Annotated in this window: 13 protein-coding genes and 2 pseudogenes; 6 read left to right on the forward strand and 9 right to left on the reverse strand. The window is 30.2% G+C overall.

Annotated elements, in window-relative coordinates:
* Window positions 1-5: 5 nt before the first annotated feature.
* The 5 genes and pseudogenes from IPK18_09575 to IPK18_09595 all read left to right on the forward strand — a co-directional run bounded on the left by IPK18_09575 (window position 6) and on the right by IPK18_09595 (window position 7,026).
* Window positions 6-527, forward strand: a complete 522-nt coding sequence (locus IPK18_09575) for a 50S ribosomal protein L10 (protein ID QQR97132.1) — start codon at window positions 6-8, stop codon at window positions 525-527.
* 27 nt (window positions 528-554) lie between these two features.
* Window positions 555-932 carry a 50S ribosomal protein L7/L12 gene (rplL, locus tag IPK18_09580; GenBank protein QQR97133.1) on the forward strand — a complete coding sequence of 126 codons (378 nt, stop codon included), beginning with the start codon at window positions 555-557 and terminating at the stop codon, window positions 930-932.
* Window positions 933-1,026: 94 nt separating this feature from the next.
* A pseudogene (gene rpoB / locus IPK18_09585) lies at window positions 1,027-4,859 on the forward strand (DNA-directed RNA polymerase subunit beta).
* Between the two features lie 286 nt (window positions 4,860-5,145).
* On the forward strand, window positions 5,146-6,168 hold the full coding sequence (locus IPK18_09590; protein ID QQR97134.1) for a tetratricopeptide repeat protein: 1,023 nt from the start codon (window positions 5,146-5,148) through the stop codon (window positions 6,166-6,168).
* Between the two features lie 177 nt (window positions 6,169-6,345).
* On the forward strand, window positions 6,346-7,026 hold the full coding sequence (locus IPK18_09595; protein QQR97135.1) for a HAMP domain-containing histidine kinase: 681 nt from the start codon (window positions 6,346-6,348) through the stop codon (window positions 7,024-7,026).
* 6 nt (window positions 7,027-7,032) lie between these two features.
* Here the strand turns inward: IPK18_09595 and IPK18_09600 are convergent, their stop codons facing one another.
* Both IPK18_09600 and IPK18_09605 read right to left on the reverse strand, forming a co-directional pair.
* On the reverse strand, window positions 7,033-7,686 hold the full coding sequence (locus IPK18_09600; protein QQR99368.1) for a hypothetical protein: 654 nt from the start codon (window positions 7,684-7,686) through the stop codon (window positions 7,033-7,035).
* Window positions 7,613-8,767, reverse strand: coding sequence for a hypothetical protein (locus IPK18_09605; GenBank protein ID QQR97136.1), 1,155 nt, complete (start codon window positions 8,765-8,767; stop codon window positions 7,613-7,615). Before IPK18_09605 ends, IPK18_09600 begins: the two co-directional genes overlap by 74 nt.
* A gap of 99 nt (window positions 8,768-8,866) precedes the next feature.
* Here IPK18_09605 and IPK18_09610 point away from each other — a divergent pair, with 99 nt between their 5' ends.
* On the forward strand, window positions 8,867-9,304 hold the full coding sequence (locus tag IPK18_09610) for a hypothetical protein (protein QQR97137.1): 438 nt from the start codon (window positions 8,867-8,869) through the stop codon (window positions 9,302-9,304).
* A gap of 93 nt (window positions 9,305-9,397) precedes the next feature.
* Here the strand turns inward: IPK18_09610 and IPK18_09615 are convergent, their stop codons facing one another.
* The 7 genes and pseudogenes from IPK18_09615 to IPK18_09645 all read right to left on the reverse strand — a co-directional run bounded on the left by IPK18_09615 (window position 9,398) and on the right by IPK18_09645 (window position 14,557).
* The gene (locus IPK18_09615) at window positions 9,398-10,054 is read right to left on the reverse strand and encodes a hypothetical protein (GenBank protein QQR97138.1); all 657 of its coding nucleotides are present in this window, start codon (window positions 10,052-10,054) and stop codon (window positions 9,398-9,400) included.
* Between the two features lie 16 nt (window positions 10,055-10,070).
* Window positions 10,071-10,760 (reverse strand): hypothetical protein, encoded by a 690-nt coding sequence (locus IPK18_09620; GenBank protein ID QQR97139.1) that lies wholly within the window; start codon window positions 10,758-10,760, stop codon window positions 10,071-10,073.
* Between the two features lie 274 nt (window positions 10,761-11,034).
* Window positions 11,035-11,475: a hypothetical protein gene (locus IPK18_09625; protein QQR97140.1), complete on the reverse strand. Its 441-nt coding sequence runs from the start codon at window positions 11,473-11,475 to the stop codon at window positions 11,035-11,037.
* 78 nt (window positions 11,476-11,553) lie between these two features.
* Window positions 11,554-11,664, reverse strand: a complete 111-nt coding sequence (locus IPK18_09630) for an ATP-binding cassette domain-containing protein (protein ID QQR97141.1) — start codon at window positions 11,662-11,664, stop codon at window positions 11,554-11,556.
* A gap of 158 nt (window positions 11,665-11,822) precedes the next feature.
* Window positions 11,823-12,179 (reverse strand): hypothetical protein, encoded by a 357-nt coding sequence (locus IPK18_09635; protein ID QQR97142.1) that lies wholly within the window; start codon window positions 12,177-12,179, stop codon window positions 11,823-11,825.
* A complete protein-coding gene (locus tag IPK18_09640; GenBank protein ID QQR97143.1) occupies window positions 12,154-12,315 on the reverse strand; it encodes a hypothetical protein in 162 nt (53 codons plus the stop codon). The genes IPK18_09635 and IPK18_09640 overlap by 26 nt, the downstream gene beginning before the upstream one ends.
* Window positions 12,316-12,696: 381 nt before the next feature.
* Window positions 12,697-14,557 (reverse strand): annotated as a pseudogene (locus tag IPK18_09645) (ABC-F family ATP-binding cassette domain-containing protein).
* Window position 14,558 lies beyond the last annotated feature (1 nt).

A 14,558-nucleotide genomic window follows, 5' to 3' on the forward strand; every position in this document is an offset into this window, starting at 1 on the left:
AAAGTATGACAAGAGCTGAAAAACAAGCAACGATAGATAGTTTAAAAGATACATTTGCATCAAATACATATTTCTATTTTACAGATACATCTGGACTTAATGTTGAAGATATAAGTAAACTAAGAAGAATATGTTTTGAGAAAGGTATTCAAATACAAGTTGCAAAAAACACATTTATTAAGAAAGCATTAGATGCATGTGGTAAATACACAGATGAGTATGAGCCAGTTTTACATGGTACTACAGCATTAATGTTTAGCGAAACTGGAAATCTTCCGGCAAAAGTATTGAAAGATTTTAGAGGAGATAAAGATAAACCAGTGCTTAAAGCAGCAAGTATTGATTCTGCACTATTTATTGGTGATAATCAACTAGCAGCATTAGTAGCATTGAAATCTAAAAACGAATTAATTGGTGATGTAATAGGATTATTACAATCTCCAGCTAAAAACGTAATCTCTGCATTAAAATCTAGCAGTAACAAAATTGCTGGTCTAGTTAAAGCATTAGAAGAAAGAAATAACTAATTTTAAACAATTTAAATTTTAATTAAAATGGCTGATATTAAAGCATTAGCAGAACAACTGGTAAACTTAACAGTTAAAGAAGTAAATGAACTTGCAGACGTTCTAAAATCTGAGTATGGTATTGAACCAGCAGCAGCAGCTGTAGCTGTAGCAGCAGCACCAGCAGGTGGTGGAGCAGCAGCAGCAGAAGAGAAAACATCTTTTGATGTAATCTTAAAAGATGGTGGCGCACAAAAATTAGGAGTAGTTAAAGTTGTAAAAGAACTTACAGGACTAGGACTAAAAGAAGCTAAAGAATTAGTGGATGGCGCACCTAAAGCTGTGAAAGAAGGTGTTTCTAAAGACGAAGCAGAATCTGTAAAAGCTAAGTTAGAAGAAGCTGGAGCAACTGTAGAGTTAAAATAATTCTTAACCTACCCAATATATGTGTCTGGCAGTCTTAGTACTGCCATGACGCATTTTAAATAATTGTTTCTTATTTCAAATATTTACGCATCGTATGTCTAAAATCCAAAAAGCACAAAACTTAACGCCAAGCGGTAGAATAAACTTTGGTAAAATTAATAACCAATTTGATTTTCCAAATTTGCTTGATATACAAATAAAGTCATATCAAGACTTTTTACAATTGGAAACAACTGCAGACAATAGAAAGAATGAAGGTCTTTATAATGTGTTTGCTGAAAATTTCCCAATTACAGATATAAGAAACATATTCTTATTAGAATTTTTAGATTATTATGTAGATCCACCTCGTTATACAGTAGAAGAATGTATAGAAAGAGGTCTAACATATAGTGTTCCTTTAAAAGCAAAACTTAGATTATCTTGTAATGATGAAGAGCATATAGATTTTCAAACAATAGTACAAGATGTATTCTTAGGAAACATTCCGTATATGACGGATAAAGGCACATTTATTATAAATGGTGCAGAACGTGTTGTTGTTTCTCAATTACACCGTTCTCCAGGCGTTTTCTTTGGTATGAGTTATCATCCAAATAGTACAAAAATTTACTCAGCAAGAGTAATTCCTTTTAAAGGTGCTTGGATGGAATTTGCAACAGACATCAATAATGTAATGTATGCATATATTGATAGAAAGAAAAAATTCCCTGTTACAACATTACTTCGTGCAATTGGTTTTGATACAGACAAAGATATATTGAATTTGTTTGGTCTTGCTGATGAAGTACAAGTAAATAAAAAGAATTTAGAAAAAAATATAGGCAAAAAATTAGCTGCTCGTGTCTTAAAATCTTGGATGGAAGATTTCGTAGATGAAGACACAGGAGAAGTTGTATCTATTGAAAGAAACGAAATTATCTTAGAAAGAGATACTTTCTTAGATGAAGATAATATCCAATTAATCTTAGATACAGATGTAAAAACAATCATCTTACAGAAAGATACTGAAGAAGAAGATTATTCTATCATATTCAATACTTTACAAAAAGATACTTCAAATTCAGAATTAGAAGCCTTACAACATATATATAAACAACTTAGAGGTACTGAGCCACCAGATGAAGACACAGCAAGAGGTATAATTGAAAAATTATTTTTCTCTGATAAGAGATATGATTTAGGCTTTGTAGGTAGATATAAAATCAATAAAAAGCTAGAGCTAAATATTAGTGATAAAACTATCGTTTTAACCAAAGAAGATATTGTATCGATAGTAAAATATCTAATCAAATTAGTAAATCAAAAAGCTGAGATTGATGATATTGACCATTTAAGCAACAGAAGAGTAAAAACAGTTGGTGAGCAATTATATGCACAGTTTGGTGTAGGATTGGCACGTATGGCACGTACTATTAGAGAACGTATGAACGTTAGAGATAATGAGGTGTTTACACCAATCGACTTAATTAACGCGCGTACATTATCATCAGTTATTAATTCATTCTTTGGTACATCACAGTTATCACAATTCTTAGACCAAACAAATCCATTGTCAGAAATTACGCACAAAAGACGTATTTCTGCACTAGGGCCAGGTGGTTTATCAAGAGAAAGAGCTGGTTTCGAGGTAAGGGACGTTCACTATTCTCACTATGGTAGATTATGTACAATTGAAACGCCTGAAGGACCAAATATCGGTTTGATTTCCACACTTTGTGTACACGCAAAAATAAATGATATGGGTTTTATTCAAACGCCATATCGTAAAATAAAAGACGGAAAACAATTAAATAGCGTAGAATTCTTAACAGCTGAAGAAGAAGATGAAAACATCATTGCACAATCTAATATTCATGTAAATGATAAAGGAGAATTTGTTGATAAGAAAATTAGATGTCGTTATCAAGGTGATTTCCCAATCATAGATAGTGAAGATGAAGATATGAACAACATATCTTACATGGATGTTGCACCAAATCAGATTGTAGGTGTGTCTGCTTCATTAATTCCATTCTTAGAAAACGATGATGCGAACCGTGCATTGATGGGCTCAAACATGCAACGTCAAGCTGTTCCATTAATTAGAACAGAAGCACCAATAGTTGGAACTGGATTAGAAGCAAAAGTAGCTCAAGATTCTAGAGTATTAATTAATGCTGAAAGAAGTGGTATTGTTGAATATGTAGATGCAAACGAAATCAGAATTAGATATGATAGAACTGAGAATGAGAAATTAGTAAGTTTTGATGATGATGTGAAAGTGTACAAACTAATTAAATTCTCTAGAACAAACCAAGCAACTTGTATCAACTTAATTCCAATTGTAAGAAAAGGCGATAAAGTAAAAGCAGGACAAGTACTTTGTGAAGGTTATGCTACACAAAATGGTGAGTTGGCTTTAGGTAAAAACTTATTAGTTGCATTCATGCCATGGAAAGGTTATAACTTTGAGGATGCTATCGTTATTAATGAAAAAGTAGTTAGAGAAGATATATTTACGTCAATACATATTGAAGAATATGAGTTAGATGTAAGAGATACAAAATTAGGTGAAGAAGAATTTACAAATGATATTCCAAATATTAGTGAAGATATTACAAGAAACTTAGATGAAGATGGAATTATCAGAGTTGGTGCTAAAATTAAAGAAGGTGATATCTTAATTGGTAAAATCACTCCAAAAGGAGAAACTGACCCAACGCCAGAAGAAAAATTATTAAGAGCAATATTTGGTGATAAAGCTGGTGATGTAAAAGATGCATCATACAAAGCACCACCATCAACAGAAGGTATTGTAATTAATACAAAACTTTTCAAAAAAGCTAAAAAAGATAAAAACTCTAAAATCAAAGAGAAAACTGAGCTTGAAAAAGCTGAGAAAGTACATTTACAAAATTTAGAAGAAATCAAACGTGCTTTAGTTGAGAAATTGATGAAATTAGTTGGTGGAAAAACTACTAATGGTATCAAAAATATTTTTGGAGAAGAAGCTGTTCCCAAAGGTGTTAAATTCTCGGAGAAATTATTTGGTGGATTAAATTATCAAAATCTAGACACTTCTAATTGGACTAAAGAAGAAGAAACAAATGATTTGATAAAACGTTTAATACACAATTACCTTATCAAACATAATGAAGAAAAAGGTAGATTTTTAAGAGATAAATATGCAATTACAGTAGGTGATGAATTACCAACAGGTGTCTTAAAACTAGCTAAAGTTTATGTTGCACAAAAACGTAAATTAAAAGTTGGTGATAAAATGGCTGGTCGTCACGGAAATAAAGGTATCGTTGCTAAGATAGTACGCGAAGAAGATATGCCATTCTTAGAAGATGGAACACCTGTTGATATTGTATTGAATCCATTAGGTGTACCTTCTCGTATGAACATCGGACAGATTTATGAAACCGTTTTAGGTTTAGCAGGAAAAGAATTAGGATTGCGTTTCGCAACACCAATCTTTGATGGTGCAACAGTTGATGAAATTGAAGAGTATATTGAAGATGCTAAATTACCAAGATTAGGACATACGTATTTATACGATGGAGAAACTGGAGATCGTTTTGACCAAAAAACTACCGTTGGTGTTATCTATGTAATCAAACTAGCACATATGGTTGATGATAAAATGCATGCTCGTTCAATCCAATATATTCATTAATTACGCAACAGCCATTAGGCGGTAAAGCACAATTTGGTGGTCAGCGTTTAGGTGAAATGGAGGTTTGGGCATTAGAAGCATACGGTGCATCTAGTATCTTACAAGAATTATTGACTATCAAATCTGATGATATACAAGGTAGAGCTAAAGCTTATGAAGCAATAGTAAAAGGTGATAATTTGCCAGAACCAGGAATTCCAGAATCATTCAATGTATTAGTACATGAATTAAGAGGCTTAGCATTATATTTAGATTTTGAATAATCTTATGTAGACTTTTAAGTCATCAGTAAATATAAAATAGGCTACCAATTTGGTAGCCTATTTTAGTTATGTATTAAATCTATGTATATTTTTATAATTCAGAAAATATACTTATTTTAGATAAAAACCATCTAATGTATAAAACTTTATTCATCTGCATTTTGCTATTATTCTTTCATTGTAATCTAAAAGCACAGCTGGTAGATTATAAATTAATAATGGACTCTTTAAATATTGCTTTAAAAAAGCTAAAGTAGATACTATTAAGGTAGAGATTTATTTGGAAATGGGCTACCAAACTGCAATGAATGGCAATAATGATAAAAGTCTATTATTTGTAGATACTGCAGAAAATATTGCTAAAAAAGCAAAATGGAATATAGGCATAATTAATGCTTATAGATATAAAGCAAATATGTATATGGCAAAAGGCGATAATGTAAATGCATTGAAGTTTTTTAAACTGTCATTAAAAGAAAGTGAAAGGAATAAAGATACACTTGGTAAAATCTTAGCCAATTATAATATTGGTAATATTTATCAACGTGAAAATAACCTAAATAAGGCATCGGAATATTATTTTAATGGAATAAATATAGCTCAAAAAGTTAATGATACTGATCAGACTGCGTTGGGATATTACTATGTAGCTATCATTTTTTTTATGCAATTTGCTTTGAATAAATCTAAAGAATATGCATATAAATCATTAGCATTTTTAAATAAAAAAAAAGATGCTGATTATGTATATTGGAAGGCACAAGTTTATGAAATAAAAGGTGCTGTGTATTCTAAAGAGAAAAAAAATGATTCAGCAATTTATTGTTTTACTAAATCTCTTGAAAAAAATAAAGCTGTAAATAGTTTAGAAGGCATTGGCAAATTGAATGTACAACTTACATCAGCTTATGAAAACAATCCAAAAATACAACTACAATACATAGAAGAAGCAACCAAAATTTTTGAAGCATATGGTGATAATCTTTATAAAATATATAATGATGGTAATCGTGGCTTGGTTTATAAAAATCTATACTTTCATCCAGAATTAATTAAAACATTGCCAGATAGCCTACAACTGTCAAAATCAGAATTTGGTTCAAAAGCAGATTATTATTTAAACTATGCTATCAATAAATCGAGAGAACTAAAATACTCAGACCTTGAAATACAATTTCTAAAACCTTACGCGAAATTGTTGGCAGACCAAAAAAAGTATGCAAAAGCTATTGAATATTATGAAGCATTTATTACACTGAATGATTCTGTTTATTCGCAAGATCTGAAAAACCAAATTGCTGGTTTATAAAGTAAAAGAGAAATAGAAACACGCGACAAACAATTACAAATTAATCAACTACAATTAGACAAAAATAGAAGTGAACGCATTATCCTTTTTTGTGGACTTGCTGCCTTATTAATTATTGGAACTCTATTGTATTATCAAAATAGAACCAGAAAAAAAACAAACGATACTTTGCGAAAGTTGAATGCCGAATTAGATAAAGCTAACCAACTAAAAGCAAGATTCTTTGGTATTCTCAGTCACGATTTGCGAAGTCCGATTGCTAGCTTAGTCAATTATTTGCAACTACAAGAAAGTAGTACAGAAAATTTGCCTGCTGAAATTAGAAATGAATGTAATCTACAAATAAAAAACTCTGCCAACGATTTGCTCAACAATATGGAATCATTGCTCACGTGGAGTAAATCGCAGATGCAAAATTTCAATCCAAAGAAAAAGCAAGTTTCAGTAGATGATTTATATGCATACATTCAAAAGTTTTATTCAGAAAGCAATATAAATCATATAAAAATACATTATCAAAATGTAGAAAACATTACAATAAATACAGACGAAAATTATCTGCAAACTATTATGTACAATCTTACAGCCAATGCAGTAAAAGCATTAAAGAATATAGAAAATGCGGAAATTATTTGGAATGCAAAAATAGAGCACAACCAAATTGTATTGTCAATAACAGACAATGGTAGTGGAATAAAGAGCGAACAAGTAGAAAATTTATATACAGAAAAAACAACAGCCAACACCAAAACAGGATTTGGTTTACACATTATACGTGATTTAGCCAATGCCATACAATGTAAAATTGTTCATGAAAACAATATACCTAATGGAACTATTTTTAAATTGTATTTGTAAAATATTTTATTTCTGAATGACTAAAGTATTCAGCCATTTTATCCATTGTTTTTGTATGGTTAATAGCTCTTTTTCTTTTAAACCTGGTTTTATAATTCCAAATTCATTTTTAGATAATCTTTTTAGAATCCAACTTGCTCTACCAGCCACAGTATAAATATCATCATCAATTTGATAATTGAGCGGATTGTGTGTCATTTGTCCAGTTTTTAGTCTTGCCCAAATAGTCACATCAGAAGCGTTAGTTAAGCCAATATAAGTTGTGTCTGTTAGTTTCAATATCAATTCAGGAATATACTTTGCATATCTTGCACTGTCCATTGCTATCCAAAATGGTATTCTAAAAATATATTCATAGTCTTTATTTTTATAAAGAAATTGGTCTATTTGCTCTGGCTTATAATTTCTGATGTCACGCATGGTAGAATCTAAACGCATACCATATGCCACTTGAAATTCTTTATTTACTAAATTAATTTGTTTTTTAAAAGGTAATGGCAACAAATTTTTAGGCAAAAAAGGCTTGGAACTTGGTTGTGCATTAGCATAACTTATAGAAATACATACAATAAAAAATAATATAATACTACTCTTTATTTTTAGGCTTTCTAAAGTTTGGCTTATTCTTTTGATTTTTGTTATGTCTGCGTTTTTTGTCATTTCGTTCTAAACTTGATAAAGAAATTTGTCCTACTAATTCTACAAAATTATCTTCTGTTTCTTTTACTGGAACACTTTCAGATAATTCGTTTAAGTCTGCTGGTTTCTTTCCTTCTTGGTTTAATGCAATTACTTTTTTTACATTCTCAAATGTTAGCATATAAAACTTACTTTGTTCTTTTACTTCGTAATGCATTATGCCTTTTAATACGTCAGTTTTTACCAATCTTGCTGTTCCAGTTTCAGTTTCTAAGAAGTCAGATTTTTTAGGCACATCTCTCAATGCATCTAAATAAGTATCTAATTCATAGTTTAAACAACATTTTAATCTACCACACTGACCAGAAAGCTTAGTTTGGTTGATGGATAAATTCTGATATCTTGCTGCTGTTGTATTCACTGACTTAAAACTTGTAAGCCAAGTAGAACAACACAATTCTCTACCACACGAACCAATACCACCAACAATGCCAGCTTCTTGCCTTGCACCAATCTGACGCATTTCTATCTTTATTTTAAATTCAGATGCTAATACTTTAATTAGTTCTCTGAAATCTACTCTGCCATCAGCAAAGTAATAAAAAGTAGCTTTTTTGCCATCAGCTTGGTATTCTACAGCACCTAGCTTCATATCTAATCCCAAATCACGTGCCAAAATACGTGCCTTTAGCATAGTTTCTTTCTCCAAATCTCTTACCTTGTCTAGTAATTGGAGTTCATGCTCTTTTGCCAAACGTATAATGTTTTTAAACTCGTAAGTTTTCTCATTGATTTTTTTCTTACGCATTTGTAGTTTTACCAATTCGCCTTTTAAGCTAATTGTGCCTATGTCGTAACCTTGTGTAGCTTCTACCAAAACTTGGTCGCCAATAAACAAGTCTAAATTCTTTTCTAATTTATAAAAGCCTTTGCGTGAGCCATTTTTGAAATTGATTTCAAAAATATTGTATGTTGTAAAATTATCTAAAGATATATCTGCTAACCAATCATATACTTCTAATCTAGAACAACCACCACTCGCACAATGCCCATTGCTTTTACAGCCTTTTGGTGTAGCAGCACTGCATCCTGAACATCCCATAATTGTTTTTTTATCAAAAATAAAGAAATTTTATCGAAATGTATAAAGTTTGTATCCATTTAACTAATTTTACTTTTTTAATGATATAAATTAATAGTGATGGAACAAAACACAAATACGAATAACACACAGCCAAGTACTTATGAAAAAGGAAAGAAGACAGTAAAAGGTTTCTTTTTGAAATTATTCTTAGTCTTGATTTTAATTGGAATTTTGGGTTTACTTGGGTTTATTGGTTATAGTAGTTTTACCTATAGTGATGGCAATAGAGCAGGTATTTTAATTAAGTTTTCTAAAAAAGGATATGTTTTTAAAACCTATGAAGGTGAAATGAATTTAGGTGGCATTAATCCTATGCCTGGAAATACAATTGCAAACAATTATTGGCAATTTTCAGTTGTTAATGATGATGTGGCATTAGCATTGGATACCTTGCAAGGAAAAAAGTTGCGTTTGCATTATAAAGAAAAGAAAGGTCATTTGTTTTGGCGTGGCGAAACCAATTATTTGGTAGATGAGGTGGTTGTAATTCCATAGTTGTGTTGTGTAAAAAAACATAGCCTTGCATGAAATGCAAGGCTATTGCTAACTAAAACTACTTGTGTATAATTCTGCGAAGCAGAATATATTTTATAAACCTGTGGTTATGCTATTTAATTGGTATTTGCCATTTGAAATGTTTGCTTGAACATTGTAACTTCCATTTATAATCCCTGCTTTGTCCTCGTATTTTATCCAAAAATATATGTATTCATTGCCTTTAGCTTCTTTCTTTCTAAAAACTATATAGCCTTTGTTTTGTATGGTAAATTCAAAGAGATCAGATGGGTAAATAAAGTATGTGTTATTAGAACTTATAATGTTTTCATCCCAATTATCATCAGTTGCCCAAATATTATTATCATCAATAGAAATATTATCATGTAGAATAAGATTATTTGAAAGATATGGGTTGTTGTAATTTAAAAATTCTAATTGAACTCCTTTGCCGTCTATACTGAAGCAAGTTAGACCAATAACTGTTTCTCTATAACCGAAGGTTCCCAAACGTGAAGTTAAATTTATATTGATTCTATCACCATCATATAGAATGATGTTTTTATCAACCGTAGATAGAAATAATTCTTGATTTAACACAGGATAATTTGTTTTCATATTTAATGTAAATTTCCCATTTTTTATATTTCCACCACCTGGTGTTGGAACAACACAGCCCGTAAAAATTGTTGCTGCAAAGGCTATGATAGCTGCTATCATTAATCCTTTTGTTTTGTTTGTTGTGTTCATTTTTATATTGTTTTAATTATTTCTGACCAGCTAATAATATTTCGTTCGGATTTTTACTAACAGCAGTTTCTAAAATTTTTGCAGTAATATCTGTAGTTACATTAGGAATGTGCAAACCAACTATTTGGTATTTTATCCAACCATAGAAATAGTTGCCATCTTTTAAAATTCTAAGCCCAGAAAATGCTGTTCCATCTGTATTTGTTTTTAGTTTATAATTTGCTATTTGTGAATTATATGTATATATATCTGTAAATTTAGCTGATGCCACTATTCCAGCACTCTCTCCTAAACTATTCGACCATAAAATATTAGGTAAAATAATTGACTTGTTTAGTTCAACATAATAACTTTTATTTTCAAACGTACTATTGTTTTTATTTAATAAACTATCAAATGCAAATTCAATATTATTACCTTCTGCATATATATAGTTACCTTTAAATATAACATAATGTTCTTGAGTCCATCTTTTGCAAATAAATTTAATATCAATAATGCTATCATTGTTAATATCAAGATTGTAGTTGTATGTAGTATCATTCCAGTTTAATTTTGAATTAATACTTAGATTCCATGTTTTGTGAATGATGTTTGGATTTGTTCCGCCGCCACCTGGTGTAGGTACACAAGCTGTAAAAATTGTTGCTGCAAAGGCAATAATACTTGCTATTATTAATCCTTTTGTTTTGTTTCTTGTATTCATTTTTATATTATTTTTTAGTTTAAAAGTTATTTCTACTATGCAAACTTATTACTAAAAAAATAAAATTATGAATATAAAAAAACGTCTTTGTCAATAAAAAATGGAAATATTTTTATTAATAAATTGGCTAGCTCTATGTTTATTATTTATTAAAACCTAATAAAAATATATTGTAATTGGTTCGTTTTGTGAAAATAAAAATACTTATTTGTCAATACTCAACTAATATTGGCAGATTTTTTGTGAAAAAAAATAATATTTCTATAGTAGATTTTTATGCAAATTCACTCAATTCTAACCAACGTAGTTCTTTGCCATCTAAGGTTTGAATGATTTGTTCTAGTTCAGTTGCAATTTCTTGTATGGCATCATGGCTAAGACTACCTGAGCTAAGTTTTTCTGTCAATTGTATTTTGAGTTGTTGTAGTGTGTCAATGTCTTTTTCTAATTGCAAGAATTCTTGTTGTTCTTTGAAGCTTAATTTTCGTTTGTCTTTTACAATATCTTTTTTTGTTTCTGTTTTGTTTTTTTCTGCTATGGCTAAATTCTCTTTTTCTATTCTTAGTTGTTCTTTCAAATCATCTCTATATTCTTTGTAGTTGCCTAAGAATGTTTTTATCTTTCCATTGCCTTCAAACACAAATAACCAATCTGTCAGTTTATCCAAAAAATATCTATCGTGTGATACAATGATTAAACAACCTTTGTATTCCAATAAAAAGTTTTCTAATACATTTAATGTTAGAATATCTAAATCGTTGGTTGGCTCATCTAAGATTAAAAAATTTGGCAGTTAGAATCCTTTTAATATTCTAATAAGTGTAGATTTGCCAGAACCATTTTTTGCTATGATGGCAATTTTCTGACCTTTGTCTTTTAGGAAAGTAATACTGCAGAACAACAAGCGTTCGCCGTAGTATTTAGAAAGATTCTGAACTGAACGGTAATTCGTAAAAAAAAATGAAAAATTTGAATGTTGCTAAGGTAATAATTAGTTGTATTAACAAAGAAGCCTTGCAGTTTTGCAAGGCTTCTTTGTGGTATTAAAATTTAGAAAGATTATTATTTCCCTGTGACTATACTATTTAATTGTTGTTTACCTTCGTAACAAGTTGTTTCTAACGACATATATTTTTTAACAGTATTTGTGCTTTGGTCAGTATACGATTTTACAACACTTTTTGAACCAATTCTTATCCAACAATATAAATATTCATTAGGTCCTTTGTATTTTCTAAACACAAAATATTTTGTAATAGTTCGAGGGACTAAGTTTACGGTATTTGTTATATATTTTTCTGCATATATATCATGCCAGTCATATTCATCAGGATATGCATCATTAGGATATGTAGTACTATTAACAGTTTTATCAGCAGCTAGCATACTTGTATTAGTAGCACCCTGCAATTGTTGCAAAAATATCATCAGCATAACTAGGTATATATAATGCTTGATAATTTCCTGCACCTTCTCCATTTATATTATTAATATTTACAATTGATACCATTTGCCCTTTTATTGAAAAATAATTACCTGGAACATACCCATCCATAGACGTTATTTTAATTTCTATGGAGTCTCCATCGAAAAGAAAAGTTTTTTTGCTGTTCTCGATGCAGAACAAGAATATGGACACATTAAACTTGAATATTCCCATACAGTATCTAAATTTACTGAAAATCCAATATTAAAAGCATCAGTAGGAAAAAATTGTTGCTGTAAAGGAAATAACAGCTGCTATTATCAATCCTTTTGTTTTGTTTTTTGTCTTCATTTTTTTATTTTATGATTTGTAATTTATTTCTTATAATGTAAAAATAATACTAAAACAATAAAAAGTAAAGTATAAAATACAAAAAAATGGAAATATTTCTATGAATAATACGATTGGTAGATTTTTTTGTTAGAAAAATAATATTTCTATAGTAGATTTTTATGCAAATTCACTCAATTCTAACCAACGTAGTTCTTTGTCATCTAAGGTTTGAATGATTTGTTCTAATTCAGTTGCAATTTCTTGTATGGCATCATGGCTAAGATTACCAGAACTAAGTTTTTCTGTCAATTGTATTTTGAGTTGTTGTAGTGTGTCAATGTCTTTTTCTAATTGCAAGAATTCTTGTTGTTCTTTAAAACTTAATTTTCGTTTTTCCTTTACAATATCTTTTTTTGTTTCTGTTTTGTTTTTTTTCTGCTAAGGCTAAATTCTCTTTTTCTATTCTTAGTTGCTCTTTCAAATCATCTCTATATTCTTTGTAGTTGCCTAAGAATGTTTTTATCTTTCCATTGCCTTCAAACACAAATAACCAATCTGTTAGTTTGTCCAAAAAGTATCTATCGTGTGATACAATGATTAAACAACCTTTGTATTCCAATAAAAAGTTTTCTAATACATTTAATGTTAGAATGTCTAAATCGTTGGTAGGCTCATCTAAGATTAAAAAATTTGGATTTTGCATTAAAATTGTTAGTAAATACAATCTGCGTTTTTCGCCGCCACTCAAAGTTGATACATAATTATATTGTTGGTCTGGTGTAAATAAAAATCTTTCTAACATTTGCGAAGCAGAAATCTGTCCGCCAGCTACTGGAATATATTCTGCAATGTCTTTAATAACTTCAATGACGCGCTTACCATCTTTGAGTTGCATGCCTTTTTGGTTGTAGTATCCAAATACCATTGTTTCGCCAAGTACAATATTGCCTTCGTCTGGTTTTTGGTTGCCTACAATAATATTTAGTAAGGTAGACTTTCCGCAACCATTTCTGCCTACTATACCAACGCGTTCGCCACGCTGAAATTTGTAAGAAAACTTGTCTAATAATATTTTGTTGTCGTATTTTTTGCTGATGTTGTGTAGCTCTACAATTTTGCCACCCATTCTGCTCATTTTTATTTCTATCTCTACTTTTTTGTCATCTATTTTTTTAGTAGCAGCATTTTGTACATTTTCAAAATTATCTTCTCTTGATTTGGCTTTGGTTGTTCTTGCTTTAGGTTGTCTACGCATCCATTCTAGTTCTTTTCTAAATACATTCTGCGCTTTCTCAAGATTTGAGCGTTGGTGTTCTTCTCTAATTTCTTTATTTTCTAAATATTTGCTGTAGTTACCACGATGTTTGTATAATTGATTGTCTTCAAGCTCAAGAATATCTGTACATATATTTTCTAAAAAATACCTATCGTGCGTAATCATTAATAGTGTGATATTGTCTTTAGATAAATAGCCTTCAAGCCATTCTATCATATCTAAATCCAAGTGGTTAGTAGGCTCATCTAAAATTAATAAATCTGGTTGTTGTAATAGTAAAATTGCAAGTGCCAAACGTTTGATTTGTCCACCAGAAAATGTGCTTACTTTTTGCTCTAAATCATCTATTAAAAAACGAGAAAGAATCTGTTTGATTTGTTGTTCATAATCCCAAGCTTGCAGTTTTTCCATTTCTTCCATTGCTTGGTTGATGTCGCCATGTCCAGCAATCGCTTTTTCATAGTTCAAACAAGCTTTAAGCATTGGATTGTCAGCATTCAAAATAGTATCATATACTGTTTTGTTGCCATCAAAAATTGGATCTTGAATTAAGTAACCAACTCTAATATCTTTATGGAATTTTACTTCACCAGATTCTGGTGGTTCTAATCCTTGTAATATTCTAATGAGTGTAGATTTGCCAGAACCATTTTTTGCTATGATGGCAATTTTCTGACCTTTGTCTATAAAAAAGGTAATATCGCTGAATAATAAGCGTTCGCCGTAGTATTTAGAAAGATTTTGAACTGTAAGGTAATTCATA

The organism is Sphingobacteriales bacterium, assembly GCA_016699615.1.
Classification (GTDB): Bacteria; Bacteroidota; Bacteroidia; order Chitinophagales; family JADIYW01; genus JADJSS01.

Bases quoted from the DNA above. Each gene is read 5' to 3' on its own strand.
- IPK18_09575 (QQR97132.1), top strand. From the start codon at position 6: ATGACAAGAGCTGAAAAACAAGCAACGATAGATAGTTTAAAAGATACA.
- rplL (QQR97133.1), top strand. From the start codon at position 555: ATGGCTGATATTAAAGCATTAGCAGAACAACTGGTAAACTTAACAGTT.
- IPK18_09590 (QQR97134.1), top strand. From the start codon at position 5,146: ATGGGCTACCAAACTGCAATGAATGGCAATAATGATAAAAGTCTATTA.
- IPK18_09600 (QQR99368.1), bottom strand. From the start codon at position 7,686: ATGACAAAAAACGCAGACATAACAAAAATCAAAAGAATAAGCCAAACT.
- IPK18_09605 (QQR97136.1), bottom strand. From the start codon at position 8,767: ATGGGATGTTCAGGATGCAGTGCTGCTACACCAAAAGGCTGTAAAAGC.
- IPK18_09610 (QQR97137.1), top strand. From the start codon at position 8,867: ATGGAACAAAACACAAATACGAATAACACACAGCCAAGTACTTATGAA.
- IPK18_09615 (QQR97138.1), bottom strand. From the start codon at position 10,054: ATGAACACAACAAACAAAACAAAAGGATTAATGATAGCAGCTATCATA.
- IPK18_09620 (QQR97139.1), bottom strand. From the start codon at position 10,760: ATGAATACAAGAAACAAAACAAAAGGATTAATAATAGCAAGTATTATT.
- IPK18_09640 (QQR97143.1), bottom strand. From the start codon at position 12,315: ATGGATGGGTATGTTCCAGGTAATTATTTTTCAATAAAAGGGCAAATG.